Origin of the sequence: Rhizobium sp. ERR 942 (genome assembly GCF_007828395.1) — a bacterium.
In the GTDB taxonomy this organism is placed as follows: Bacteria; Pseudomonadota; Alphaproteobacteria; order Rhizobiales; family Rhizobiaceae; genus Rhizobium; species Rhizobium dioscoreae.
In genome coordinates this window covers 851,030-872,404 of record NZ_VIUA01000003.1, presented here as the reverse complement: position 1 = coordinate 872,404, position 21,375 = coordinate 851,030, and the positions used below count along the sequence as shown (strand labels likewise).

At 59.5% G+C, this 21,375-nt stretch carries 22 protein-coding genes; 13 read left to right on the top strand and 9 right to left on the bottom strand.

Annotation, left to right across the window (positions count from 1 at the left end; translation table 11 throughout):
- The 5 genes from FBZ97_RS16885 (at position 1) to FBZ97_RS16865 (ending at position 5,046) form a co-directional block, all read left to right on the top strand.
- A complete protein-coding gene (locus tag FBZ97_RS16885) occupies positions 1–1,902 on the top strand; it encodes an ABC transporter ATP-binding protein (protein ID WP_145320072.1) in 1,902 nt (633 codons plus the stop codon).
- A 136-nt stretch (positions 1,903–2,038) separates the two neighbouring features.
- Positions 2,039–2,629: an NADPH-dependent FMN reductase gene (locus tag FBZ97_RS16880; protein ID WP_145320073.1), complete on the top strand. Its 591-nt coding sequence runs from the start codon at positions 2,039–2,041 to the stop codon at positions 2,627–2,629.
- 147 nt (positions 2,630–2,776) lie between these two features.
- The gene (locus tag FBZ97_RS16875) at positions 2,777–3,283 is read left to right on the top strand and encodes a helix-turn-helix domain-containing protein (RefSeq protein WP_145320928.1); all 507 of its coding nucleotides are present in this window, start codon (positions 2,777–2,779) and stop codon (positions 3,281–3,283) included.
- A 17-nt stretch (positions 3,284–3,300) separates the two neighbouring features.
- A complete protein-coding gene (fabF, locus tag FBZ97_RS16870; protein ID WP_145320075.1) occupies positions 3,301–4,566 on the top strand; it encodes a beta-ketoacyl-ACP synthase II in 1,266 nt (421 codons plus the stop codon).
- Between the two features lie 57 nt (positions 4,567–4,623).
- A complete protein-coding gene (locus FBZ97_RS16865) occupies positions 4,624–5,046 on the top strand; it encodes a DUF4864 domain-containing protein (RefSeq protein ID WP_145320077.1) in 423 nt (140 codons plus the stop codon).
- A 79-nt stretch (positions 5,047–5,125) separates the two neighbouring features.
- Here the strand turns inward: FBZ97_RS16865 and FBZ97_RS16860 are convergent, their stop codons facing one another.
- From FBZ97_RS16860 to coaD, 7 genes are all read right to left on the bottom strand, one after another.
- Complete coding sequence (locus FBZ97_RS16860; protein WP_113333783.1) at positions 5,126–6,016, bottom strand: cell wall hydrolase; 891 nt, start codon at positions 6,014–6,016, stop codon at positions 5,126–5,128.
- Positions 6,017–6,269: 253 nt separating this feature from the next.
- Positions 6,270–6,695 (bottom strand): VOC family protein, encoded by a 426-nt coding sequence (locus tag FBZ97_RS16855; RefSeq protein ID WP_145320079.1) that lies wholly within the window; start codon positions 6,693–6,695, stop codon positions 6,270–6,272.
- A 245-nt stretch (positions 6,696–6,940) separates the two neighbouring features.
- A complete protein-coding gene (tgt, locus tag FBZ97_RS16850) occupies positions 6,941–8,071 on the bottom strand; it encodes a tRNA guanosine(34) transglycosylase Tgt (protein WP_145320081.1) in 1,131 nt (376 codons plus the stop codon).
- A 6-nt stretch (positions 8,072–8,077) separates the two neighbouring features.
- On the bottom strand, positions 8,078–9,163 hold the full coding sequence (queA, locus tag FBZ97_RS16845) for a tRNA preQ1(34) S-adenosylmethionine ribosyltransferase-isomerase QueA (RefSeq protein ID WP_145320083.1): 1,086 nt from the start codon (positions 9,161–9,163) through the stop codon (positions 8,078–8,080).
- Between the two features lie 88 nt (positions 9,164–9,251).
- Positions 9,252–9,752, bottom strand: coding sequence for a peptidylprolyl isomerase (locus tag FBZ97_RS16840; RefSeq protein ID WP_113333779.1), 501 nt, complete (start codon positions 9,750–9,752; stop codon positions 9,252–9,254).
- 114 nt (positions 9,753–9,866) lie between these two features.
- Entirely contained in the window at positions 9,867–10,439 is a 573-nt protein-coding gene (locus tag FBZ97_RS16835; RefSeq protein ID WP_145320085.1) for a peptidylprolyl isomerase, read from the bottom strand.
- Positions 10,440–10,468: 29 nt separating this feature from the next.
- Positions 10,469–10,981: a pantetheine-phosphate adenylyltransferase gene (gene coaD / locus FBZ97_RS16830; RefSeq protein ID WP_015339888.1), complete on the bottom strand. Its 513-nt coding sequence runs from the start codon at positions 10,979–10,981 to the stop codon at positions 10,469–10,471.
- Between the two features lie 202 nt (positions 10,982–11,183).
- Here coaD and FBZ97_RS16825 point away from each other — a divergent pair, with 202 nt between their 5' ends.
- From FBZ97_RS16825 to FBZ97_RS34720, 5 genes are all read left to right on the top strand, one after another.
- A complete protein-coding gene (locus tag FBZ97_RS16825; RefSeq protein WP_246661779.1) occupies positions 11,184–11,408 on the top strand; it encodes a hypothetical protein in 225 nt (74 codons plus the stop codon).
- Between the two features lie 91 nt (positions 11,409–11,499).
- Positions 11,500–11,658 carry a hypothetical protein gene (locus FBZ97_RS34430; protein WP_015339886.1) on the top strand — a complete coding sequence of 53 codons (159 nt, stop codon included), beginning with the start codon at positions 11,500–11,502 and terminating at the stop codon, positions 11,656–11,658.
- Between the two features lie 39 nt (positions 11,659–11,697).
- On the top strand, positions 11,698–11,832 hold the full coding sequence (locus FBZ97_RS35060) for a hypothetical protein (RefSeq protein ID WP_257713997.1): 135 nt from the start codon (positions 11,698–11,700) through the stop codon (positions 11,830–11,832).
- A 211-nt stretch (positions 11,833–12,043) separates the two neighbouring features.
- Positions 12,044–12,556 (top strand): NAD(P)-dependent oxidoreductase, encoded by a 513-nt coding sequence (locus FBZ97_RS34725; RefSeq protein WP_246661778.1) that lies wholly within the window; start codon positions 12,044–12,046, stop codon positions 12,554–12,556.
- Positions 12,556–12,936 (top strand): hypothetical protein, encoded by a 381-nt coding sequence (locus FBZ97_RS34720; RefSeq protein ID WP_246661777.1) that lies wholly within the window; start codon positions 12,556–12,558, stop codon positions 12,934–12,936. The genes FBZ97_RS34725 and FBZ97_RS34720 overlap by 1 nt, the downstream gene beginning before the upstream one ends.
- Before the next feature lie 142 nt (positions 12,937–13,078).
- Here FBZ97_RS34720 and gyrA read toward each other — a convergent pair whose 3' ends face one another.
- The gene (gene gyrA, locus FBZ97_RS16815; RefSeq protein WP_113333776.1) at positions 13,079–15,874 is read right to left on the bottom strand and encodes a DNA gyrase subunit A; all 2,796 of its coding nucleotides are present in this window, start codon (positions 15,872–15,874) and stop codon (positions 13,079–13,081) included.
- 224 nt (positions 15,875–16,098) lie between these two features.
- On the opposite strand from gyrA, the gene FBZ97_RS16810 reads away from it, so the two are divergent.
- Positions 16,099–16,731 (top strand): MarC family protein, encoded by a 633-nt coding sequence (locus FBZ97_RS16810; RefSeq protein ID WP_069612164.1) that lies wholly within the window; start codon positions 16,099–16,101, stop codon positions 16,729–16,731.
- A 51-nt stretch (positions 16,732–16,782) separates the two neighbouring features.
- Here FBZ97_RS16810 and FBZ97_RS16805 read toward each other — a convergent pair whose 3' ends face one another.
- Positions 16,783–17,343 (bottom strand): single-stranded DNA-binding protein, encoded by a 561-nt coding sequence (locus FBZ97_RS16805; RefSeq protein ID WP_145320087.1) that lies wholly within the window; start codon positions 17,341–17,343, stop codon positions 16,783–16,785.
- Between the two features lie 270 nt (positions 17,344–17,613).
- Here FBZ97_RS16805 and uvrA point away from each other — a divergent pair, with 270 nt between their 5' ends.
- Positions 17,614–20,535: an excinuclease ABC subunit UvrA gene (uvrA, locus tag FBZ97_RS16800; protein ID WP_113389619.1), complete on the top strand. Its 2,922-nt coding sequence runs from the start codon at positions 17,614–17,616 to the stop codon at positions 20,533–20,535.
- A gap of 32 nt (positions 20,536–20,567) precedes the next feature.
- Positions 20,568–21,374, top strand: coding sequence for a DUF72 domain-containing protein (locus FBZ97_RS16795; RefSeq protein ID WP_113333773.1), 807 nt, complete (start codon positions 20,568–20,570; stop codon positions 21,372–21,374).
- Position 21,375 lies beyond the last annotated feature (1 nt).

Below are 21,375 nucleotides of genomic sequence, written 5' to 3'. Positions count from 1 at the left end.
ATGTCGGAAACCATCGAAACCGAGCGCAACGATGTGCGCGAGGATGGTCGTCGCCCTCCCCGCGCCGTGGTCGGGTCCCATCGCGTCGAAGAGGAGATATTCGGCAAGGTCTTTGACAGCAAGATCATCCGCCGCATCTGGGCCTTCGTCAGCCCCTATCGGCGGCAGATCTACATCTCCGTTGCGGCCGTTCTACTCTTCACCGCATCGCAAATCGTCATACCGCTCGTCATCCGCCATGCGATCGACAGTGCGATGGCGCCCGGAGCCATAGATTATTCCGCACTCTGGTTGTCTCTGGGAGTTTTCACGGCGGCCATCCTCGTCAATTACGGGGCAAGCTATGTGCAGGAAACCTATGTCGGCCAGGTCGCCGAGGAAGTGCTGTTCGACATTCGCCGGGCGATGTTTGCGCATCTGCAGCGGGTCTCGCTATCCTTCATGGACAAAACGGAAGTCGGTCGCCTGATGTCGCGCCTGCAGGGCGACGTTAACTCCATGCAGGAATTCCTTGAAACTTCAGTGCTTTCCGTCGGTGACATTGCCCTGCTCTTCGGCATCGTCATCGTCATGCTGTCGCTGGATTTCCGGCTCGGCCTGCTGACGCTCTCCGTCATGCCGATCCTTTTCATCGTGCGGCTGTTCTGGCTGCCGAAGGCGCGTGTCGCCTTCATGAACGCGCATGAAACCAACTCCGTTACCAATGGTGCACTGGCGGAAGCGATCCATGGGGTGCGCGCCGTCCAGGGCATGCATCGGCAGAGCGTGAACTTCTCGCTTTTCGACGACAAGGCCCATGCGAACCTTCAGACGCACCTGACGGCGGCCCGCTATGCCCAGGTCATGGTGCCGATCGTCGACACGCTGACTGGCATGGCCATGGCGATCGTCATCATCGTCGGCGGCTCGATGGTGCTGAACCACAAGCTCGATGTCGGTATTATGGTCGCTTTCCTGTTCTACATTCAGCGCTTCTTCGACCCGATCCGTTCGCTGACCATGCAATATTCGGTCATGCAGCGCGCCATGGCGTCCGGCCAGCGGCTGACCGAGGTGCTCGATGTTCCAGTCGACATCAAGGATGCGCCCGATGCGATCGCGCTGTCGCCGGATATGGACGGCTCGGTGGAATTCCGCGATGTGATCTTCGGCTACAATCCGAAGCACCCTGTGCTGAAGAATGTCAGCTTTAGGGTCAACCCGGGAGAAACGGTGGCTCTGATCGGGCCGACGGGCTCGGGCAAGTCGAGCTCGATGGCGCTCATCCATCGCTTCTATGATGTGCAGCATGGTCAGGTATTGGTCGGCGGCCATGACGTGCGCTCCCTTACACAGGATTCGCTCGGACGCCAGATCGCCATGGTGCTACAGGAGCCTTTCCTCTTCACCGGCACGGTGCTGGAGAACATCCGTTACAACAAGACGGAGGCGACGCGCGAAGAGGTCATCGAGGCCGCTAAAGCGGTCGGCGCGCATGAGTTCATCATGCGCCTTCCGGATGGCTACGACTCCGTTCTCGGCGAGCGCGGCGGCGGTCTTTCACTCGGCCAGCGCCAGCTCGTCAGCTTCGCCCGTGCCCTTGTTGCCGACGCCAAGATCCTCGTGCTCGACGAAGCGACGGCGAATATCGACAGCTACACCGAAATGCTGATCCAGAAAGCGTTGGTGAAGCTGCTCGAAGGCCGCACCGGTCTCGTCATCGCCCATCGTCTGGCCACCATCCGCGAGGCGGACCGCATTATCGTGCTTCAAAACGGCCAGTTGCTTGAGAGCGGCAACCACAATCAGCTGATGGCGAACGGCAAGCTTTACTCGAAGCTCTATAACCTCAATTATGCGTCCTTCGACGATATTCCGGAGGAGGAAGTCTCCGCTTCGGTACCGCTGGAGTCGCGAACCTAAAGCAATTCCCGGAAAAGTGCGTAGCGATTTTCGTCAAGAATTGCGTGGAAACAATGAGGTAGAGCAGTTCAAAGACTCCATAAAGAGCTGAACCGCTCCAGACATGCCGCACAAGACTGTGAGGACATAATCAATAATGGCCGACAGTATCCTGGTTCTCTACGGTTCCTACCGCTCGGATCGCGTCGGCATCCGGCTCGCGAATTTTATCGTAGCGGGCCTGATTGAGCGTGGAAACGACGTGGAGCTCATCGATGCGCAGGCGGTTGGACTGCCGATGCTCGATCGAATGTATAAGGAATATCCCAAAGGATCTGCTCCTCCGGCAATGGAGAGGCTTGCCGCAAAAATTCGAGGCGCCGATGCCTTCGTTTTCGTCACCGGCGAATATAATTGGGGTATGCAGCCCGGCCTGAAGAACCTGACCGATCATTATCTGGAAGAATGGTTCTGGCGCCCGGCGGCGATTGCCAGCTACTCCGGCGGCCGCCTCTCCGGCGCACATGCGGCGCCTGCCTGGCATGGCACTCTTTCAGAGATGGGAATGGTCGTCATCTCAAGCACGCTTGCCGTCGCCAACATATCGGCAGCATTGGACGCTGACGGCAAACCCACCGGGAGCGGAGGGGATGCCCTTGCGAAAGCGTTTCCCCGTTTTGCCGACGATCTCGCCTGGTGGACCGAGGCGGCAAAACACCAGCGTGCCCGTAAGGCGCCTCCGTACTGAAAACCCGCGGCTTGGCCACAGCCAGGCGCATTTCGCTCATTCCCATCTAGCCTCGCGCTCCAGCAGATTGAGTTCCTGCTTCGAGCAAATCTAGCTTCGCGATAGTAACTTGCATCATGATAGTTACTCATGCTATCTGCCTCGCCCATGCAGAGAACCAGCTTCAGCAATTTCAAATGCCCCGCCGCCCGTGCGCTTGAAAGCGTAGGCGACTGGTGGAGCATCCTGATCCTGCGTGATGCGCTGCAGGGATTGCGCCGGTTCGACGAATTCCAGAAAAATCTCGGCGTTGCACCGAACATCCTGACGCGGCGCCTCAAGCATCTCACAGACGAAGGCCTGTTCGAGCGGCGACTCTATCAAGAGCGGCCGCCGCGCTACGAATATGTGCTGACGGAGAAGGGCCGGGATTTCTTCCCCGTGTTGATGGCGCTCTTCACCTGGGGCAATCGGCACTTGCCTACCGAAGAAGTCGCAATGCGCCTCGTCGACGCCAATACCGGTGAGGATCGCGACCCGCTTCTCATCGACCGCGTCACCGGCCGCACCTTCCAGCCCGAAGACACGATGCTCGTGCCGGGACCGGCAGCCGACGACGCAGTGCATGAACGCATCGCCCAGATGAAAGCATGGTTTCTGGGCTTCGACGCCTGACAGAATAGGAGCAAGACATGGATCGTATCGTCGTCACCGGCATGGGGCTGGTTTCCCCCCTGGGCGTGGGTGTCAATGCAAGCTGGAAGCGGCTGATCGAGGGCCGCTCCGGCCTCCGACAGCTGCCTGAGGAGATGGTCGGCGATCTCTCGGCCAAGGTCGGCGGCGTCGTTCCCGATATCGCTCAAGATCCAGAGGCTGGCTTCGATGCCGATCGCTATGTACCGGTCAAAGACCAGAAGAAGATGGATCGCTTCATCCTGTTCGCCATGGCTGCAGCCGAAGAAGCGATTCTCCAGTCGGGCTGGCAACCGACGGATATCTACGCTCTGGAGCGGACTGCGACGGTGATCGCATCGGGCGTCGGTGGCTTTCCCGCCATCGCTGATGCGGTTCGCACGGCGGAAACGAAAGGTGTGCGGCGTTTGTCGCCGTTCACCATCCCTTCCTTCCTGGTCAATCTTGCCGCCGGTCAGGTGAGTATCCGCTATGGCTTCAAGGGGCCGCTCGGTGCGCCGGTCACCGCCTGTGCGGCCAGCGTGCAGGCGATCGGCGATGCCGCGCGGCTGATCCGCTCCGGAGAGGCCGATGTCGCCATCTGCGGCGGTGCCGAAGCCTGCATCGACAAAGTGAGTCTCGGCGGCTTTGCTGCAGCGCGTGCTCTCTCGACCGGCTTCAGCAACCGCCCGGAAGAAGCCTCCCGCCCCTTCGACAGCGGGCGTGACGGCTTCGTCATGGGTGAAGGTGCCGGCATGCTTGTCATCGAGACCTTGGAGCACGCCCTTGCGCGTGGCGCCACCCCGCTGGCCGAGCTTGTCGGTTATGGCACTGCCGCCGATGCCTATCACATGACGGCAGGGCCGGAAGATGGCGATGGTGCGCGCCGGGCCATGCTTGCGGCACTTTCCCAGGCTCGCATTTCGCCGGCAGAGGTCAAGCATCTGAATGCGCATGCGACATCGACCCAGGTCGGCGACCGAGGCGAGATGGAAGCCATCAAAACCGTCTTCGGCCGCGACGGCGCGATCGCCGTCAGTGGCACGAAAGCCGCGACCGGCCATCTTTTGGGTGCGGCCGGCGGCATGGAAGCGATCTTCACCATCATGGCGCTGTGTGATCAAATCGCGCCGCCGACCCGCAATCTGCAGGATCCGGATCCGGCGGCGGAAGGCATCGACATCGTCGGTAGCACCGCGCGACCGATGGCCATGGACTATGCGATCTCCAACGGCTTCGGCTTCGGCGGCGTCAACGCCAGCGCCCTCTTCCGCCGCTGGCAGTAATCGCTTCTGCTTGAGATCAAAGCGCGCTAAGCTTTCTCCATATGGCTGGGGACGGATATGCGCGCTTTTTCTATCGCCGCTTTTCTCTGCTGCATCGCCTTTGCACCGGTCGCTTACGCGGAAGATCCGGTGCAGACGGCACAGAGCCTCATTGAGCAACAAATCGAGGCCTTTCTGCAGGATGATGCGGCGACCGCCTATTCCTTCGCCGCACCCGGCATCAAGGCGCTCTTCCCGGATAAGGACAGCTTCTTCGCCATGGTGAGGAAGAACTATCTGCCGGTCTACCACCCGGGCAACTACGCCTTCGGCAAGAGCCGAGCGATCGACAACGGTGCCGTCGTCTATCAGGAGGTGCTGATCACCGGCACCGATGACAAGGACTGGACAGCGATCTATCAGATAACCCGCCAGCCCGACGGCAGCTATAAGATCAACGGCGTGCAAATTCTTGCCAAAACGGCGAGCGAGGGCATCTGAGGCATATTGCTCGCCCCCAAACGCAAACAGCGCGTCTCAAAGGAGAGACGCGCTGTCATAGGGCTTGGGCCGGATCTTATTAACCGCGAATTCTAAGCGGATTTCCTGCAGACGTATTGCCGTCGAGTTCCGGCCGCGGCTGCGGAATGACGACCGTTGAAGCCGGCATAGGCGTATTCGTGTACGTGGTCTCGCCGTTCGGAAGCGGTCCTGAAATTGCCATGTCCGTAGGCGCGGGCGTCGGGATCGGAACTGCAGTTGGGATAACGATGGCGCTCTGCGGCATGGTCACCATCGGGTTCGAGACCGGCGTAAATGCCGCAACGGCAGACGTCGTGGACGCCGGCTGCGTTTCCGGCAGGACGAACGGAGATTGCGGCGCGCCCTGCGTGGGCACATAATTCATCGCAACCTCGTAAGCCGGAAGCGGCGCAGGCGTCTGCAATTCGCCATCGCGACCACGCTTCTCATAGAACGCGTTACCGCCGGCATAAGCGACGTAGTGCATATTGTCGTACGGGAATCTCAGGCCTTCGGTATGAAAGAACATCGCGTCCTTCACCTGGGGATGCCGTTCGCCGCGCAGGATCTTCGAGGCAGCAACTTCGAGATCTGGCTTTGCCTGATCCTTGACTTCCCTGGTCATCACGCCTGGCGCGAACTGCTTTTCCTGGGCGACAACGCCGCAGATCGTGGGCGGATAGGCCCCGGAGGTCAGCCTGTTCATCACGACCGTACCGACTGCCATGTAACCACTCGGGTCGGACCGCTCCGATTCGAAGTACATTGCACGTTCGAGACAGTCCTTGTCCTTCATCGTGTAATTATAGGTAACCTTCGCGCCACGAATGGGCTTGGTGGTATTGCTGGGGGTAGCTGTTGTCTTCTGCGTCGTCGTGCAGCTGGTAGCGGCTAGGCCGACAACCAATAGTCCCGAAAGACATGCCCCGAATTTGCGTTGCGCCCTCAACGGCAAGTGCCTCCTATTTTCGGTAGTACAGCCCTTATCGATTAAGAGAATGCGTTTTAGCCGGATTTTTTCAAAATTCCAAGCAGCCACGCAATCAAATCAGCCAATGACGTTTTTCAAAGGCGGATGGACCGTTTATTCCGATTCGCTATTTTTCCCAATGCTTTATTGTCGTCGAGCTCACTTTGAAACATGGCCGGAAACGGAAATTGCCCAAAGCAAGCCCGTTCCAGCCGGCTCAAAATGATGTTTGTTAAGGATAGCAATCAATCGATAATAAATGATTTACCAACAGAGCAAGCTCCATGCGCCAGCCGACCTCGACGAGGATTCGCCCCGGCGCGAAACAATAAAACGACCAATTGCCACGTATGGCCGAAGGTGGTTTCCAGATCTCGCAGCCGCTCGATTTCGCCCGTTCGAACAACAGATCGACGGCTTCTCGAGAGGGCTGCATGAAGCCGATATGATAGGTATTGCAACCGACGGAAACGCCATCGGCGCCGCCGAACTTCTCGACAGGCCGACTGATGACAAGCTCAAGCCTGGCATCATCGCGAAGGATGGCAAGGCCATTTGCGCCCCGCGTTTCCACCTCCGTCAGGCCAAAAACGGAAATAAAGAAATCCCGCGTCGCGGCGACATCGGGAACATACAGATCCAGGTGGTTCAGTCTCATGACAGCTCCAAAAGGCTTTCCCGCGGAGACATGTCGGTCGATCCGGCCCACGCCAACGCGGGACACTCGACCACAATGGTCAAGTTCCGCGTCGCGGGCTCTCATCGCCAGTGGCAAGGAGCAGTGCTTCCAGACTGGAAGGGGTTGGGCCTACCGAAACCAACCCTGCCTTTTTCGACAGGCTTCTGTTAGCGCGAAATCGCCAGAGGAGCAAGATCGCGTAGCGTATCCTCAGCATAGCTGGATCACGCCGGTTCGAGATCGCCCCTCGCCCAGTTCTCCATCGTTTCAGCCATGAAATCGGCAAAGCGGCCTTCGGCGATCGACTGGCGGATGCCCTGCATCAGTTCCTGATAGTAGGCAAGATTGTGCCAGGAGAGCAGCATGCCGCCGAGCGCCTCGTTGGCGCGCACGAGGTGATGCAGGTAGGCGCGGGAATAATCGCGCGAGGCCGGGCAGCTCGACTGCTCATCGAGCGGGCGCATGTCTTCGGCATGGCGGGCATTGCGGATATTGACCTTGCCGCGACGGGTAAAGGCCAGTCCGTGACGGCCCGAGCGGGTCGGCATTACGCAATCGAACATATCGATGCCGCGAGCGACGGATTTGAGGATGTCGTCCGGTGTGCCGACGCCCATCAAATAGCGCGGCTTTTCCGCTGGCAGCTCGGGAAGCGTGATCTCAAGCATGCGCAGCATGACTTCCTGCGGCTCGCCGACGGCAAGGCCACCGACCGCATAGCCCTTCAGATCCATGCCGCTCAGCGCCTGAGCCGAGCGGACGCGAAGCTCGGGAACGTCGCCGCCCTGGACGATGCCGAACATCGCCTTGCCGGGCTGGTTGCCGAAGGCGACCTTGCAGCGCTCCGCCCAGCGTAGCGACATTTCCATGGCACGCTCGATCTCCTTCGGCGTTGCCGGCAAGGCGACGCATTCGTCGAGCTGCATCTGGATATCGGAATCGAGCAGGCCCTGGATTTCGATCGAGCGCTCGGGCGACATATGATGCAGGCTGCCGTCGACGTGCGATTTGAACGTGACGCCCTGCTCATCCAGCTTTCGCAGGCTGGACAGCGACATCACCTGGAAGCCGCCGGAATCGGTCAGAATCGGATGCGGCCAGCGGATCAGCTGATGCAAACCGCCAAGGCGGGCGACGCGCTCGGCAGTCGGGCGCAGCATCAGGTGATAGGTATTGCCAAGAATGATATCGGCGCCGGTTTCGCGCACCTGATCGAGATACATCGCCTTGACGGTGCCGACGGTGCCGACGGGCATGAAGGCCGGCGTGCGGATCGTGCCGCGCGGCATGGAAACCTCGCCGAGGCGCGCGCCGCCATCGGTCTTCTTCAATTGAAACTGAAAGCTCTCGCTCATTTCGTCCTAGTCTTTCCGGTGGAGCAGGCTGCCATCGCCATAGGAATAGAAGCGATAGCCCGTCTCGATAGCATGGGTATAGGCCGCGCGCATCGTATCAAGGCCGGCAAAGGCCGATACGAGCATGAACAGGGTCGAGCGCGGCAGGTGGAAATTGGTCATCAGCATGTCGACGGCCTTGAAGCGGTAGCCGGGCGTGATGAATATGCCCGTTGCACCCTGCCAAGGCTGGATGGTGCCATCGTTAGCGGCGGCACTTTCGATCAGCCGCAGCGAGGTGGTGCCAACGCAGACGATGCGCCCGCCTCTCGCCTTGACGGCATTGAGCCTAGCAGCGGTTTCGGCATCGACATAGCCGATCTCGAAATGCATCTTGTGATCGTCGGTATCGTCGGCTTTGACGGGCAGGAAGGTACCGGCTCCGACATGCAGCGTCACGAAATGCCGCTCGACATCAATGGCGTCGAGTGCGGCAAACAGAGACGGCGTGAAATGGAGGCCAGCGGTCGGTGCCGCGACGGCGCCCTCTTCGCGCGCATAGATCGTCTGGTAATCGGCGCGATCGCGCTCGTCTTCCGGGCGCTTCGCCGCGATATAGGGTGGCAGCGGAATATGCCCGACCGCGGCGATCGCCTCGTCCAGCGCTGGACCGGACAGATCGAACCGCAGGGTAATCTCGCCACCCTCGCCCTTTTCCTCGACCGTCGCGTCGAGCGAGCCGAGCGCGCAGACATTCTCGCCATGTCCGAACTGGATGCGGTCACCGATCTTGATGCGCTTTCCGGGCCTGGCAAAGGCCTTCCAGCGATCCGGCGCGGCACGCATATGCAACGTCGCCGAGACCTGCTGGCCAGGGGCGCCTTCGCGATGACGAATGCCTTCCAGCTGCGCCGGTATCACCTTCGTATCGTTGAAGACCATGGCATCGCCGGGACGCAGGAAAGATGGCAGATCCCGCACCTTATGGTCGCTCAGCGTGTTGGCACTATCGTTTGGATCGACGACGAGCAGGCGCGCGCTGTCACGCGGCTCGGCGGGCCTGAGCGCGATACGCTCCTCCGGCAGATCGAAATCGAAAAGGTCAACACGCATTCAATTGGTCCAGGCAGTTCATTCAGGCAAAGCGAAACCCGCCCCTCACGCTAGCGGCGCAAGAGGCGGGTTTCAGGAATAATCACGATCAGACGTCGGCGGCAACCCGCGCGGATACGATCGAATCCGGATCCTTTACCGGCTCGCCGCGCTTGATTTGGTCGACGAATTCCATGCCGGAGATGACCTGACCCCAGACGGAGTACTGCTTGTTCAGCCACGGAGCGTCCGTAAAGCAGATGAAGAATTGCGAGTTGGCCGAGTTCGGGTTCTGCGAACGGGCCATCGAGCACGTTCCGCGAACGTGCGGCGTTGCGGAGAATTCAGCCTTCAGGTCGGGCTTGGACGAACCACCGGTGCCGGCGCGAGCGGTGTTGCCACCAACCTTGCCATGCTCGACATCACCGGTCTGAGCCATGAAGCCATCGATGACGCGATGGAAGACGACGCCATCATACGCCTTTTCGCGCGCAAGTTCCTTGATGCGGGCGACATGCTCGGGAGCAACCTGCGGCAGAAGCTGAATGACAACCTGGCCCTTGGTGGTTTCCAGGATGAGGGTGTTTTCTGGATCCTTGATCTCAGCCATGTTCGTTTCCTTGTTCTTTCTGTTTGCGCATGATCATAACTGGATCATGCAGCTTGCCTTGGCGCGATCTCGTCCAAAAGCCGCGCCGCGCCTTTTGGAATCACGCCCGTGAAATCACTTCTTGGTGACGGTAACCTTGATCATCTTGTCGGGGTTGGTCACTTCGCCGTTCTGGCCTTCGCCGCGCTTGATCTTGTCGACGAGCTCCATGCCCGAGATGACCTTGCCGACGACCGTGTACTGGCCGTTCAGGAAATCGCCATTGGCGAACATGATGAAGAACTGCGAATTGGCAGAATTCGGGTCCTGGGCGCGCGCCATGCCGACGGTGCCGCGCGTGAACGGAACCTTGGAGAATTCTGCCGGAAGGTTCGGCAGATCGGAACCGCCGGTGCCGGCCTTGTTCGGATCATACCCCTTGGAGGCATTGCCATACTGCACGTCGCCCGTCTGGGCCATGAAGCCATCGATGACGCGATGGAATACGACGTTGTCGTAGGCACCCTTCTTCGCCAGCGCTTCGATCTGCGCGACATGCTTCGGAGCAACTTCCGGCATCAACTGGATGACAACCGGGCCGTCCTTGAGCTGGATGGTCAAAAGATCTGCGGCTGCGGCCGAGAACGCGCTGCCTGCGAAGGCGGCAAGGCTCAGGAATCCTGCCAATGCAATATGAAAGAGTTTCATGGATGCTCCGTTCGGGATTGTATTTCGGCTCAGCTGTTGCCGCTGGCCTTATTTTTGAGTTTGCCGTTCAGCGCTTCCAGAACCGCTGACGGCACGAAGGCGCTGACATCGCCGCCCATGGATGCGATCTGCCGCACCAATGTGGCGGTTATGGGCCGAGAGGCCGTACCGGCAGGCAGGAACAGCGTCTGGATATCCGGCGCCATCTGCCTGTTCATGCCAGCCATCTGCATTTCATAATCGAGATCGGTGCCATCGCGCAGGCCACGCACCAGCAAGGTCGCGCCATGGGCGCGGGCGGCATCGACGACCAGATTGTCGAAAGCGACGACGGAAATATCGCCCGCCTTTTGCGGCAGAGCCTCACCGAGTGATCTGCGGATGAGCTCCGCCCGCTCCTCGAAGGAGAAAAGCGGCTTCTTGCCGGGGTGAATGCCAATCGCGACGATCACCTTGGCGGCGACGTTCAACGCCTGCACGAGGACATCCAGATGTCCGTTGGTCATCGGGTCGAAGGACCCAGGATAGAAGGCTGTCGTCATTACCAAGCCGGCTCGTTGTTTCGACGCCTTTTGTCATGGATGAGGCCATATCGCAAGTGATTTGCAACCCAGCGGCCGCCTCTGAACTGCAGATGAACGCGCCGTTCAAGCCCGTTTCAGCTCGACAATGCTTTACTGACATCAACATCGAAACGGGCCTGCTTCAATGGCTCACCGATCTCGATTTCAGGGACATCATGCCATGCTCGTCTTCATCATCGTAGGCGCCATCATCGGTTCATTTTTCGTCGAATACCTCGTTCACCTTTTCGCCGACAATTATGAGATCGAATGGGATTGCGCCTCGGAAAGCGGCAAGGACATCGATTTTGCCCAAGAAATCGCCACTGCTATGCGCAGGACGCATCGCGAATCTGAACGCCAGATGAACAAGGCATTCAAGGTCGCTTCAGACGCGCATTGCTAGATAGCTCTCAATATCGGCGGAACCATTTGGGAAACGCCGCGTTAACAGTCCGAAACTCAGATCGCATATTGCGGCAAGAAGGAAGAAGAGTATGCCCGACAAGATCACCCTCATTAACGTTGTTTGGATGGCCATGATTTCGGGAATGCTCGCAGCAACCGTTGCGCTTTACGATCAGAAACCCGACCAGTCGAAGATCTACGGTCCCTTTGCTTCGGCTCGTCCCTTCGTTGCCTCGAGCCAGTACTAAGGGATCTGAACGCTAGTCCCACCAAAGGAGGGAGCGATCATGTTCACAATTTTGACGCTGCTTACACTTTTCATCAGCATCATGTTTGTCGTGTCAGTCGCATCCACCATTTCGGCGCTTCATCGCGAAAGCGAAGAGAGCAAGAGGCTGCATAAGCGTCACAAGACGCTCTGATCTCCGCGTACCGAGCATCTCTCCCCGCCATATGCTCGGATGGACCCTGAACCGGACGCTTTCCCCGCCAGCGTCCGGTTTTTTATTGCCATTACGGTCCCGGCGCTTTCCCTTCAGGCCGTGCCGCCAAGACGCAAAAGCATGATTTTGCAAGAGGCGCGCCAGCCTCTTCAATCATGCTATGGTGATCGCGGTTCATCGAGGGATCAAGATGCGCATTGTTCTGACAGGCAGCTCCGGGCGACTTGGCCGGGCGATCTTTAATGCGCTGGCGCCAAGCCATAGGATGATTGGCATCGATCGTTCACCGTTTTCGACGACGCATCTCCTCGGAGATTTTACCGATGCGGCTTTGATGCGCCAGGCGTTGACGGGTGCGGATGCAGTCATCCATTGCGCGGCCCTGCATGCCCCTCATGTCGGCGCGGTTTCCGACGATGAATTTCGCCGCATCAATGTGGACGGAACACGGCAGCTTGCGGAAGCGGCACTGGCTGCCGGCGTTAAGAGACTGGTATTTACCAGCACGACCGCACTTTATGGTCGCGCCGTCGCTCCCGGTCATTGCACATGGGTCGATGAAGACACCGTACCGCAACCGAAAAGCATCTATCACCGCACGAAACTGGAAGCCGAGCAGATCCTTAAAGGGATGACTGGCCCGGATTTGCAGGTCCGCGTTTTACGCATGTCTCGAAGTTTTTTCCAGAAACAGCCAATGTAATGGCTGTTCATCGCCTGCATCGCGGTGTCGATATCCGCGATGTCGCGGATGCCCATGTCGCGGCGCTGACGAATGGCGGCAAAGATTTTCAACGACATATTGTTTCCGCCGGCACGTTGTTCAAACCGGAAGATTGCGAGGCGCTCGCAGTGGACGCCGCCTCCATCATCCAGCTGCGTGCGCCCGGCCTTGCCGCCAAATTTGCACAGCGAAACTGGTCGCTGCCTGACAGAATCGATCGCATCTACGCATCGAAATCTGCGGGCGCGGTCCTCGGCTGGCATTTCCGCTTTGGCTATGATGAGGTTTTCGCGCAGCTGGATCGGGAGAGCCTCGAGGTTCTGCCGCCTTTCTCGCAAAACTACGAACGCCCGGAATAACGGGTTGGGAAACGGCCGCCAGATCCGGGCAGGCCATGCTCCAAATGACAATCGCATGAGCCTGCTGCCAAGCTCATGCGATTGAAAATCTTCAGCTTCCAGATGGTCCTGCCGAACCCTTTCCGAGTAGGCACAGCGAAGACTATTCTTCGCTGCTACCCTCGTTACCGGCATCTCCTGCTTCACCGGCAGCAGCATCGTCTTCGGCTGCCGAAGCATCGTCCTCATCGCCTTCCGGCTCGCTGATACGCTCGACAGAGACGACCTTCTCATCCTTGGCGGTCGAGAAGATGGTGACGCCCTTGGTGGCGCGGCTGGCTATGCGGATGCCGCCGACGGGCACGCGGATCAGCTGACCGCCATCCGAGACAAGCATGATCTGATCGCCGTCCTCGACCGGGAAGGCAGCAACAAGCTCGCCAATCTCGCCCGTCTTCGACGTGTCGGTGGCGCGGATACCCTTGCCGCCGCGGCCGGAGATACGGAAATCGTAGGAAGACGAACGCTTGCCGAAACCCTTCTCCGAAACGGTCAGAACAAACTGCTCGAGCGCCTTGAGCTCCTCGTAGCGCTCATCGCTGAGCTGTCCCTCTTCGGTGACTTCTTCGCCGACCAGCGCAATCTCCTCGTCATCGCCCGTTGCGGAGCGGCGCTCGCTGACGGAGCGTTTGAGATAGGCCGCGCGCTCCCACGGCTCGGCATCCACGTGGCGGACGATCGTCATTGAGATGATGCGATCGCCGGATGCAAGGCTGATGCCGCGAACGCCGATGGAGTTGCGGCCGGCAAAGACGCGCACATCGGATACCGAGAAGCGGATGCATTGGCCGAGCGCCGTCGTCATCAGCACGTCGTCGTGTTCGGTGCAGGTCTCGACGGAGAGGATTTCATCACCCTCTTCCTCGAGCTTCATGGCGATTTTGCCGTTGCGATTGACCTGCACGAAATCCGACAGCTTGTTGCGGCGCACGGTTCCGCGCGTCGTCGTGAACATGACGTCGAGATTGTCCCAGCTATCCTCATCTTCCGGCAGAGGCATGATCGTGGTGATGCGTTCGCCGGGTTCCAGCGGCAGCATGTTGATCAGTGCCTTGCCGCGCGATGTCGGCGTGCCGATCGGCAGACGCCAGACCTTTTCCTTGTAGACGATACCGCGGGACGAGAAGAACAGAACCGGCGTATGAGTATTGAGAACGAATAGCCGGGTAACGAAATCTTCGTCACGGGTCGTCATTCCCGAGCGACCCTTGCCGCCGCGGCGCTGCGCACGATAGGTGGTCAGCGGCACGCGCTTGATATAGCCGAGATGGGACACGGTGACGACCATGTCCTCGCGGGCGATCAGATCCTCGTCGTCCATCTCGAGGCCGCCATCGACGATCTCGGTGCGGCGCGGCGTCCCAAATTCGTCGCGAACCGCAGCAAGCTCTTCTTTTACAATGGTTTGGATGCGGGCACGCGACGAGAGAATATCAAGGTAGTCCTTGATCTCGGCGCCGATCTGATTGAGTTCCTCATCGATCTCGTCACGGCCGAGAGCGGTCAGGCGTGCCAGACGCAGCTCGAGAATGGCGCGGGCCTGCTCTTCCGAGAGGTTGTAGGTGCCGTCCTCGTTGATGCGGTGACGCGGGTCGTCGATTAGCCGGATAAGTGATTCGACGTCCGCTGCATTCCAGCGGCGCGTCATCAGCTCTTCACGGGCCGATTGCGGATCGGGCGCTTGCCGAATGACGCGGATGACTTCGTCGATATTAGCGACGGCGATGGCCAGACCGACCAAGACGTGGGCGCGATCGCGCGCCTTGCGCAGCAGATACTTGGTGCGGCGGCTGATGACTTCCTCACGGAACGCCACGAAAGCGCGCAGCATGTCCATCAGGTTCATCTGCTCCGGCTTGCCGCCGTTCAGCGCCACCATGTTGCAGCCAAAGGAGGTCTGCAGCGGCGTGTAGCGATAAAGCTGGTTCAGGATGACATCGGCATTGGCGTCGCGCTTCAGCTCGACGACGACGCGATAGCCCTGGCGGTCGGATTCGTCACGCAGATCCGAGATGCCTTCGATGCGCTTCTCGCGCACGAGTTCGGCCATCTTCTCGATCATCGACGCCTTGTTCACCTGATAGGGAATCTCGGTGATGATGATCTGCTCGCGATCGCCGCGCATCGGCTCAATGGTCGCGACACCGCGCATGACGACCGAGCCGCGGCCCGTCTCATAGGCGGAGCGGATGCCGGCGCGGCCGAGGATCTTCGCACCGGTCGGAAAATCCGGACCGGGGATGATCTCCATCATCTCAGGCAGCTCGATCGCAGGATTGTCGATCAGCGCGATACAGCCATTGATGACTTCGGAGAGGTTGTGCGGCGGAATGTTCGTCGCCATGCCGACGGCGATGCCGCCCGAGCCGTTGACCAGCAGGTTCGGGAAGCGTGCCGGCAGAACCTTCGGCTCTTCCGTCGTCGCATCGTAGTTTTCCTGGAAATCGACCGTTTCCTTGTCGATATCCTCGAGAAGCTCGTGGGCGACCTTTGTCAGGCGCGATTCCGTATAACGCATCGCCGCCGGCGGATCGCCGTCGATCGAGCCGAAATTGCCCTGCCCGTCGATGAGCGGCACGCGCATCGACCAGTCCTGCGCCATGCGGACCAAGGCGTCGTAGATCGAGGCGTCGCCGTGCGGGTGGTAGCTACCCATGACGTCAGCGACGGGACGGGCCGACTTCACATATTTGCGGTTCCAGTGATAGCCGCTCTGATGCGCCGCATAAAGGATGCGCCGATGAACGGGCTTCAGACCATCACGGACGTCGGGAAGCGCGCGGCTGACGATCACGCTCATGGCGTAATCGAGATAGGACCGCTGCATTTCCTCCATGATGGAAATCGGCTCGATGCCTGGCGGGAGCTTCCCGCCGCCGGGTGGTGTTTGCTCAGTCAAAACAGATCACGATCTCTTTTAGAATCACTGCGAAATTTATAGCCGAAAGGCTTGGCGAGCGCCAATTTGGGCCGGTGTTTTTGAACAGGTTTTGCCCCTTTAAGCTATGGAATCGAACATTTCCATGGCGAAATCCATCGACGCGGATGCATGGCCCTTTGCGAAAGCCCATTCCTCGCATAACAATGCTCGCTAACAACGACAGAATAAGCTCTGGGGACTATATGGCGAGCGCGGATACGCTGATCAATGCCTTCACGACTCTGCTTGTCACTGTCGATCCGCCGGGGCTCGCACCGCTTTTCATCGGACTTACGGCCGGCATGAACCGTTCGGAGCGCAAGCAAGTGGCGCTGCGTGGCTCGCTGATCGCCTTCTTCATTCTGGCAGCCTTCGCCCTGTTCGGTGCGAGCGTTCTTGGCGTCCTTGGCATCTCCATCGGCGCTTTTCGCATTGCCGGCGGGCTACTGCTCTTCTGGATCGCCTTCGAGATGGTGTTCGAGCGGCGGCAGGACAGGAAAGAGAAGACGACGGAAGTCGCCATTACAAAGGATCACATCCGCAATATCGCGGTTTTCCCTCTCGCCCTGCCCTTGATCGCCGGTCCCGGTGCAATCTCGGCTACAATCCTGCTGGCCGGCTCGCTGCAGACGACGCTCGACCGAGCGCAATTGATCGGCGTCATCGCCGTCAACCTCGCTCTCGTCTTTGCGGCCCTTGCCATTTCCGATAGGCTCGATCGCATGCTGGGCGCCACCGGACGCGCCATCCTGACCCGCTTGCTCGGGGTTATCCTTGCGGCGCTTGCCGCGCAGTTCGTCGTGGATGGCGCAAAGGCAGCTCTCACGCTTTCATGAAAAAGCCCGCCGGGAAGGCGGTCTTTTAAAGATCAAGCAACTGCACCGATCTCAAAACGGGATATCATCATCCAAATCGCGCGAGAAGTTGCCGCCGCCCTGGCTGCCACCACCACGGTTGCCGCCGCTGCCGCGGGAAGAGCCCTGCGACGAGGACTGGCCGTAATCGTCGCCCCCGTAGTCGCCGCCGTAACCACCGCCAAAGTCACCGCCGCTGCGGCCGCCACGGCTGCCGCCTTCCATGGAACCGCCGCCTTCGCCACGGCCATCAAGCATGGTCAGGGTCGAATTGAAGCCCTGCAGCACGACTTCCGTGGAGTAGCGGTCCTGACCGTTCTGATCCTGCCATTTGCGGGTTTGCAGCGCACCTTCGATGTAGACCTTGGCGCCTTTCTTCAAATACTGCTCGGCAACCTTGCAGAGGCCTTCATTGAAGATGACGACGCGGTGCCATTCGGTCTTTTCCTTGCGCTCGCCGGAATTGCGGTCGCGCCAGGTTTCCGAGGTAGCAATGTTGAGGTTGGCGATCGGGCGGCCGTCCTGCGTGCGGCGGATTTCCGGGTCCGCCCCGAGATTTCCAATCAGAATTACCTTGTTCACACTACCGGCCATGATACCACCCTGCTTGCCGCCCATCGACGGCTTTGAAATTCAATCGGAGCACCTTACCCCTTGCAGGGATAAGGTGCTATTTATGCGGCCTTCCCAGCTCCGTTCATCCACAAAGAAATCGCCGCGATAATTTTGTTCTTTCTTTGTTCTAATTTATCCCTATGATGATGTCAACGGAATCGAAAACCCGGCTCTACCCTTCATTTCAGCCTCGACTCGCGGGCTGACATCACTAAATAAAGGCAGACTCCAAGGGACCTGCATACGACGATGAGCGAACTGAAGACTATTTCCATACGTGGTGCGCGCGAGCACAATCTCAAGGGCATCGATCTTGACCTGCCACGCAACAAGCTGATCGTCATGACCGGCCTTTCCGGCTCCGGGAAATCGTCGCTCGCCTTCGACACCATCTATGCCGAGGGCCAGCGCCGCTATGTCGAAAGCCTTTCTGCCTACGCACGCCAGTTCCTCGAAATGATGCAGAAGCCGGATGTCGACCAGATCGACGGCCTCTCGCCGGCGATCTCGATCGAGCAGAAGACCACCTCGCGCAATCCGCGCTCGACGGTCGGCACGGTCACCGAAATCTACGACTATATGCGTCTGCTGTTTGCCCGCGTCGGCGTTCCCTATTCGCCGGTCACTGGCCTGCCGATCGAGAGCCAGACGGTCAGCCAGATGGTCGACCGCGTTCTCGCTTATGAGGAGGGCACCAGACTTTACATTCTGGCACCGCTCGTGCGCGGACGTAAGGGCGAATACAAGAAGGAGTTGGCGGAGCTCATGAAAAAGGGCTTCCAGCGCGTCAAGGTCGACGGTCAGTTCTACGAGATTGCCGATGTGCCGGCGCTTGACAAGAAATACAAGCACGACATTGATGTGGTCGTCGACCGTATCGTCGTGCGTCCCGACATGGCGGCGCGCCTTGCCGACAGCTTCGAGACCTCTTTGCGGCTTGCCGACGGTCTTGCCGTCGCGGAATTCGCCGACAAGCCGTTGCCGCCGGAGGAGACCGCTGCCGGCGGCTCAGCCAACAAGTCGCTGAACGAAACGCATGAGCGCGTGCTGTTCTCGGAGAAATTTGCCTGCCCGGTTTCCGGCTTCACCATTCCGGAAATCGAGCCGCGTCTGTTCTCGTTCAACAATCCCTTCGGCGCCTGCCCGTCCTGTGACGGTTTGGGCTCGCAGCAGAAAATCGATCCGGAACTGATTGTACCGGAGCCGGAGCGGACATTGCGTGATGGTGCGATCGCGCCCTGGGCCAAGTCGACCTCGCCCTATTACAATCAGACGCTGGAGGCGCTCGGCAAGCACTACGGCTTCAAGCTCGGCAATCGCTGGAACGAGCTGTCCGACAAGGCCAAGGATGTCATTCTGAACGGCACGGAAGACAAGATCGAATTCCATTATGCCGACGGTGCGCGCTCCTACACCACGCACAAGAATTTCGAAGGCATCGTGCCGAATCTCGAGCGGCGCTGGAAGGAAACGGATTCCGCCTGGGCGCGCGAGGAGATTGAACGCTTCATGTCGGCCGCCCCCTGCCCGGCCTGCAACGGCTATCGCCTGAAACCGGAAGCCCTGGCGGTCAAGATCGACAAGCTGCACATCAGCCAGGTGGCGGAGATGTCGATCCGCGTTGCCCGCGACTGGTTTGACGCGCTGCCGGGAACATTCACTGACAAGCAGAACGAGATTGCTGTCCGCATCCTCAAGGAAATCCGCGATCGCCTGCGCTTCCTCAACGATGTCGGCCTCGAATATCTCAGCTTGTCGCGCAATTCGGGCACGCTATCCGGCGGTGAGAGCCAGCGCATCCGCTTGGCGTCGCAGATCGGCTCTGGCCTGACGGGCGTTCTCTACGTGTTGGACGAACCGTCCATCGGCCTGCATCAGCGCGACAATGCCCGCCTGCTGGAAACGCTGAAGCACCTGCGGGATATCGGCAACACAGTGATCGTCGTCGAACATGACGAGGATGCGATCCTGACGGCCGACGATGTCGTCGATATCGGTCCCGCAGCCGGCGTGCATGGCGGCCAGGTGGTGGCGCACGGTACGCCGCAGGACATCATGGCGAACCCGAAGTCACTGACCGGTAAATATCTGTCCGGCGAGCTCGGCGTGCCGGTTCCGGACGAGCGTCGCAAGCCCAAGAAGGGCAAGGAAATCAAGGTCGTCGGCGCGAGAGGCAACAACCTCAAGAATGTCACGGCGTCCATCCCTCTCGGCGTGTTCACCGCCGTGACGGGCGTTTCCGGCGGTGGTAAGTCCACCTTCCTGATCGAGACGCTTTACAAGTCGGCGGCACGCCGCGTCATGGGTGCCCGCGAGATTCCTGCCGATCATGACCGTATCGACGGTTTCGAGCATATCGACAAGGTCATCGATATCGATCAGTCACCGATCGGCCGCACGCCGCGCTCGAATCCGGCGACCTATACCGGCGCCTTCACTCCGATCCGCGACTGGTTCGCCGGATTGCCGGAAGCCAAGGCGCGCGGCTATCAGCCCGGCCGTTTCTCCTTCAACGTCAAGGGCGGCCGCTGCGAGGCTTGCCAGGGCGACGGCGTCATCAAGATCGAGATGCACTTCCTGCCCGATGTTTACGTCACTTGCGACGTCTGCCACGGCAAGCGCTACAATCGCGAGACCCTAGACGTCACCTTCAAGACCAAGTCGATCGCCGATGTGCTCGACATGACGGTCGAGGAAGGCGTCGATTTCTTCGCGGCCGTTCCCGCCGTGCGCGACAAGCTGCAGAGCCTGAAGGACGTCGGCCTGGGCTATATCAAGGTCGGGCAGCAGGCCAATACGCTTTCGGGTGGCGAGGCGCAGCGCGTCAAACTAGCCAAGGAGCTGTCGAAGCGATCGACCGGCCGCACGCTCTACATCCTCGACGAGCCCACAACCGGGCTGCACTTCCACGATGTCGCCAAGCTTCTGGAGATGCTGCACGAACTGGTCAATCAAGGAAATTCGGTTGTCGTCATCGAACACAATCTCGAAGTCATCAAGACTGCCGACTGGATCCTCGATTTCGGTCCGGAGGGCGGTGATGGCGGCGGCGAGATCGTGGCTGTCGGCACGCCGGAGACGATTGTCAAGGAAAAGCGCTCCTATACGGGGCAGTTCCTAAAGGAGTTGCTGGAGCGGCGCCCGGTGAAGAAGGTTGCGGCGGCGGAGTGAGATTGACCGGCCGAATGGCCAAGGAGGAGAGAATGACCAAAGCGGGCGAAATCCGCACAGGCATAGGCGGCTGGACCTTCGAACCTTGGCGCGGGACCTTCTATCCCGACACGCTGAAGCAGAAGGACGAGCTGAATTATGCCAGCCGCCAGCTGAAAGTGATCGAGGTCAACGGCACCTATTACAGCACGCAAAAGCCTGAAGTGTTTGCCAAATGGGCGGCCGATGTTCCCGATGGCTTCATCTTCTCCCTGAAGGCGACACGTTTCGTCACCAACCGGCGGGTTCTTTCCGAAGCCGGTGAATCGATGCAGAAGTTCCTGGAATCCGGCATCAGCGAGCTCGGCGATCACCTCGGCCCGCTGCTCTGGCAGTTCGCACCGACGAAGAAATTCGATCCGGATGATTTCGAGGCTTTCCTCAAGCTGCTACCGGCGAAGCAGGATGGTCTTGCGCTGAGACACGTCGTCGAGGTCCGGCACGATTCCTTCAAAGTGCCGGAGTTCGTCGCGCTGCTCGAAAAATACAATGTCGCGCCCGTTTGCGCCGAGCATTTCGAGTATCCGATGATTGCGGATGTCACGGCAGACTTCGTCTATGCCCGCCTGCAGAAGGGATCGGACGATATCAAGACCTGCTATCCGCCGAAGGATCTGAAAGCCTGGGCGGATCGCTTGAAAAGCTGGGCCGCCGGAAGGGTACCGGACGATCTGCCGCTGATCGATGCAAAGCGTAAGGTCAAGGAGGAACCGCGCGATGTCTTCGCCTTCATGATCCATGAAGGCAAGGTAAATGCGCCGCCCGGTGCGATCGCCCTGCAGCAGGAAGTGGCGAAATAGC

Bases quoted from the DNA above. Each gene is read 5' to 3' on its own strand.
- tgt (WP_145320081.1), bottom strand. From the start codon at position 8,071: ATGAGCGAGAGCTTTCAGTTTCAATTGAAGAAGACCGATGGCGGCGCG.
- FBZ97_RS16840 (WP_113333779.1), bottom strand. From the start codon at position 9,752: ATGGCTGAGATCAAGGATCCAGAAAACACCCTCATCCTGGAAACCACC.
- FBZ97_RS16875 (WP_145320928.1), top strand. From the start codon at position 2,777: ATGCAGAGAACCAGCTTCAGCAATTTCAAATGCCCCGCCGCCCGTGCG.
- FBZ97_RS34430 (WP_015339886.1), top strand. From the start codon at position 11,500: ATGCCCGACAAGATCACCCTCATTAACGTTGTTTGGATGGCCATGATT.
- FBZ97_RS34720 (WP_246661777.1), top strand. From the start codon at position 12,556: ATGGCTGTTCATCGCCTGCATCGCGGTGTCGATATCCGCGATGTCGCG.
- coaD (WP_015339888.1), bottom strand. From the start codon at position 10,981: ATGACGACAGCCTTCTATCCTGGGTCCTTCGACCCGATGACCAACGGA.
- FBZ97_RS16825 (WP_246661779.1), top strand. From the start codon at position 11,184: ATGCTCGTCTTCATCATCGTAGGCGCCATCATCGGTTCATTTTTCGTC.
- FBZ97_RS16805 (WP_145320087.1), bottom strand. From the start codon at position 17,343: ATGGCCGGTAGTGTGAACAAGGTAATTCTGATTGGAAATCTCGGGGCG.
- FBZ97_RS35060 (WP_257713997.1), top strand. From the start codon at position 11,698: ATGTTCACAATTTTGACGCTGCTTACACTTTTCATCAGCATCATGTTT.
- FBZ97_RS16795 (WP_113333773.1), top strand. From the start codon at position 20,568: ATGACCAAAGCGGGCGAAATCCGCACAGGCATAGGCGGCTGGACCTTC.
- FBZ97_RS16885 (WP_145320072.1), top strand. From the start codon at position 1: ATGTCGGAAACCATCGAAACCGAGCGCAACGATGTGCGCGAGGATGGT.
- uvrA (WP_113389619.1), top strand. From the start codon at position 17,614: ATGAGCGAACTGAAGACTATTTCCATACGTGGTGCGCGCGAGCACAAT.
- fabF (WP_145320075.1), top strand. From the start codon at position 3,301: ATGGATCGTATCGTCGTCACCGGCATGGGGCTGGTTTCCCCCCTGGGC.
- FBZ97_RS34725 (WP_246661778.1), top strand. From the start codon at position 12,044: ATGCGCATTGTTCTGACAGGCAGCTCCGGGCGACTTGGCCGGGCGATC.
- FBZ97_RS16865 (WP_145320077.1), top strand. From the start codon at position 4,624: ATGCGCGCTTTTTCTATCGCCGCTTTTCTCTGCTGCATCGCCTTTGCA.
- FBZ97_RS16835 (WP_145320085.1), bottom strand. From the start codon at position 10,439: ATGAAACTCTTTCATATTGCATTGGCAGGATTCCTGAGCCTTGCCGCC.
- FBZ97_RS16810 (WP_069612164.1), top strand. From the start codon at position 16,099: ATGGCGAGCGCGGATACGCTGATCAATGCCTTCACGACTCTGCTTGTC.
- FBZ97_RS16855 (WP_145320079.1), bottom strand. From the start codon at position 6,695: ATGAGACTGAACCACCTGGATCTGTATGTTCCCGATGTCGCCGCGACG.
- queA (WP_145320083.1), bottom strand. From the start codon at position 9,163: ATGCGTGTTGACCTTTTCGATTTCGATCTGCCGGAGGAGCGTATCGCG.
- FBZ97_RS16880 (WP_145320073.1), top strand. From the start codon at position 2,039: ATGGCCGACAGTATCCTGGTTCTCTACGGTTCCTACCGCTCGGATCGC.